General features: G+C 64.5%; 2 protein-coding genes. Both read left to right on the top strand.

Translation table 11 applies throughout. The annotated features are described in order from the left end of the window. A partial coding sequence (locus VGB60_RS08380; protein ID WP_331037816.1) for an efflux RND transporter periplasmic adaptor subunit occupies positions 1-1,311 on the top strand: 1,311 nt, incomplete at its 5' end. A gap of 12 nt (positions 1,312-1,323) precedes the next feature. Beyond that, positions 1,324-3,832 (top strand): efflux RND transporter permease subunit (locus VGB60_RS08375; RefSeq protein ID WP_331037815.1); only part of this gene is annotated, 2,509 nt, incomplete at its 3' end.

Genomic DNA, 3,832 nt, shown 5'->3' with positions numbered 1-3,832 from the left:
ATGGACACCTTCAAGGCGGTTGCCGAGGGGCGGCTGACGATCGAACTGATCCGGCCTGATGGTGCTGTCCGGGTTGCAGCCAATGTTTCCGACACCCCCGGCATCTTCCGTCCGGAGCTCACGCCAACCAAGGCGGGTGCAGCCAGGCTGGTGATGCGGCTTGACGCACGTGGCCGCTCGTTCGTCCACGACCTAGGGCCTGTCCAGGTTTATGCTTCGCAGGAAGCCGCCAACAAGGCCCACCCCGAAGAGGAGGACAGCGGTCAGATTGCCTTCACGAAGGAGGTTCAGTGGAAGATCCCCTTCGCCACGGCGCCGGCCAGCGTGAGGCGGCTGGAAGATACGCTGCCGGTGACGATCGACGTCAGGCTTGCCCCGGATGCTGAAGCGGTTGTGGCATCGCCTGTAGCAGGCATCTTGCGCACAAGTGGGCGGGTGCCAGCGCCAGGGATGAGCGTTCGAGCCGGGCAGACGCTGGCCACCATTTCAGCGCAACTTGGCGGCGGCGAGGATGTAGCCTCCCTTGACCTTGCGATTGCACGAGCCCGGATCAACTCGGACGCAGCGCGCCGTGAGGTTGGTCGGATGAGTTCGCTCTACCGCGCTGAAGCTGTTCCGCAGCGGCGCCTCCAAGAAGCTCAGACGTCCCTGCGGTTGGCTCAGGCCGAGTTGAGCGCCGCGAGCCGCCGACGCTCGTCCCTTGCCGGCGGCGGATCGGGGGTGGCGCTGGTGTCGCCCATTTCCGGTCAGATCCTGTCCTCGACGCTTGTGCGCGGAAGCGCCGTAGCGGCTGGGACCGAACTGATGAGGATCGGAGACCCCAACCGGATTTGGCTGGTCGCGCGTGTGCCCGAGGCTCAGGCGGCTCGGGTGCTAAGGCCGACCGGGCTCGACCTCATCCGTCCTGGAGGCGTCTCGACGCTCACCGTCGGCAGAGGCGCCAGCCTTGTTCAGGGAGGTGGGTTCGTTGATCCGCGCACCCGAACCATGGACGTCGTGTTCGCGGCCTCGGGCCCGGCGCTTAAGCCCGGCCAGCGATTGCAGGGCAGACTGCACACCGGCCTGATCACCGAAGCGTTGACCGTGCCTGCTTCGGCTGTTGTCGACGAAGGCGGGCAGATGGTCGTCTACGTGCAAGCGGAGGGCGAGGCTTTCGAGCGCCGCCCGGTCCAGGCTGGCCTGAGAACAGGTGCCTTCGTAGCCGTGACGGGAGACCTGAAGCCTGGGGAGCGTGTCGTCACCGTAGGTGCAGCAGCGGTACGCGGTGCGGCGGCCACGCCGGGTGCCTTTGGCGAAGGTCACGCACATTGAGGGACGTCCAACATGATTGAGCGTCTCGTCCGTTGGTCGTTAGCCAACCGGCCGGTGGTTTACGCCTTGGCACTGCTCCTCACAGTTTTCGGCTGCGTCATGGCGCTTCGAACCCCGGTGGACGTTCTTCCGGATCTGACCGCGCCCTCTGTGGTCGTAGTGGTCGACGCCGGCGGCTTCACTCCGACAGAGGTGGAGCAGCTCATAACCATTCCGTTGGAGACTGCCCTAAACGGTGCTCCTGGATTGCGGCGGGTGCGGTCGAACTCCACGACCGGCTTGTCCGTCGTCACCCTGGAGTTTGGCTGGTCCACGCCTCCGGCTGATGCGCGCAGGATCGTCTCGGAGCGCTTACAGGCGGCCGCAGCGGGTCTGCCTGATGACTTGCCACCGCCCGTGATGGCGCCTGCATCCTCTGTGATGGGCGAGATCATGTTCGCGGCACTTCGCTCCAACCGCCATACCGGCATGGAGATCAAGAGCCTCGCCGATTGGACCGTAAAGCGACGGCTGCTTGCTGTGCCGGGCATCGCGGAAGTGATGACGATCGGAGGAGACGAACGTCAGGTCCAGCTGCTTCTTGATCCGTCGAGGATGAGCGCGCGCGGCGTCGGCATCCATGAGGTGATCGAAGCCCTCGGCGGTGCCAGCGCCAACAAGTCTGCGGGCGTCCTCGTTGAGGGCGGTCAGGAGATGCTGGTCGAAGGTGTCGGTCGCGCCCGGAGCCCCGAGGAGTTCGGTGACGTGGTGGTCGGCTCACAGGGAGGCCTCCCTGTGCTTGCCCGCGAGGTCGGTGACGTCCGGGTAGGAGAAGGGCTGAAAAGGGGCACGGGCTCCTACAATGGCCGTCCAGCGGTCATTCTGGCGATCCAGAAGCAACCCAACGCGAATACCCTTGAGCTCACGGAGCGGCTCGACGAGGAATTCGCCGAAATACAGCGCACGCTGCCACGGGGAATGGTCCTCGAAACGCACGTCTTCCGGCAGGCCGACTTCATTGAGCGGGCGGTTGATAACGTCGTCGCTGCACTTCGCGATGGCCTCATTCTTGTCTCGATCGTGGTCCTTCTTTTCCTCGCCTCCTGGCGAGCCACCTTGGTGACCTTGGCCGCTATCCCGGTCTCTGTTGTCGCCGCAATCATCGCGGTGAACGCCGTCGGCGGCACCATTAACACAATGACCTTGGGGGGTCTGGCGATCGCGCTAGGCGTGCTGGTCGACGATGCGATTATCGTCGTAGAGAACATCGTTCGTCGGCTTCGGATCGAGCGGGCAAAGCCCCTTGAAGAGCAGGCTGCCTACGCAACCATCGTCGGAAACGCGGCCGTTGAGGTGCAAGGCTCGATCGTCTTTGCCACCCTCATCATCCTCATCGTGTTCCTGCCGATTTTCGGCCTCACAGGAATCGAAGGCAGACTGCTGCAGCCTCTGGCGCTTGCCTACGGCGTTGCGCTGCTGGCGTCGTTGATCGTTGCCCTGACTCTGACGCCCGCTCTTGGGTTTGAAGTCCTGGCGCGAAGCGAGAAGGCCCTCGGGCGCGAGCCCCGGTGGGTACACAAGATGAAGGAGCGGTACGGCTCGCTCCTTAGCCGGCTACTTCCGCAATGGCGCAAGCTGGCAATTGGCTCGGTGGCCTTGGTGCTTGTGGCCGGCGTTGCGCTGTCGTTCTCCGGCCGCGCCTTCCTGCCCGAGTTCAACGAGGGCAGCCTCACCGTGAACATCACCACGCTGCCGGGCACTTCTCTAGAGGCCTCCGACCGCGCGGCTGCCGAGGTGGAGGCCGCGATGTTGGCTCAGCCGGAGGTGCTAACGACCGCCCGCCGGACAGGACGAGCCCCCGGAGATCCTCATGCTCAGGAGGTTTTCGCCTCCGAGATTGAGGCTACGCTGAAGCCGGGCGGCCGTGAACGCGAAGAACTCCTGGATGCGCTTCGTGCTGCCGTGGGCCGCATACCGGGCGTTCAGGCTATTTACGGGCAGCCCATCTCCCACCGGGTTGACCACATTCTTTCAGGCGCCCGTGCGAACATAGCCATCAAGATCTTCGCTCCTGACGCTTCAACGATCCGGCGTCTGGCAGATCAGGTCCAGGAGCTGGTGAAGGCTGTGCCAGGTGCCGTTGACGTCCAGACCGACACGCAGTCGCAAGTTGGTTATCTGAGGCTCCGGTTCAAACGTGCCGAGTTGGCGCAGGCCGGCCTCACGCCTGGCGAAGCAGCGGAGGCAATCGGGGCGGCGATCGGCGGCGCCACCGTCGGTACCCTGCTCGAGAGGCCGGTCATTACGGACGTGGTGGTCCGCTACGATCCGGCTTTGCTGACCGACGTTTCGAGTATCGAGAACCTTCCGCTGGCCGCCAGCGAGGGCGTATTGCTCCCGGTTGGAGCCGTCGCCGATGTGGTGCGGGACCAAGGGCCTAATGCGATCTCCAGAGAGAGCGTGGAGCGGGTCCAACTGGTCTTGGCGAATGTCTCTGGCCGCGACCTTGGTGCCGTAGTTGAGGACATACAGGCGGTGCTGG

Origin of the sequence: Brevundimonas sp., from assembly GCF_036399195.1 — a bacterium.
GTDB lineage: Bacteria > Pseudomonadota > Alphaproteobacteria > Caulobacterales > Caulobacteraceae > Brevundimonas.
This window is presented reverse-complemented; position numbering and strand designations above follow the sequence as displayed.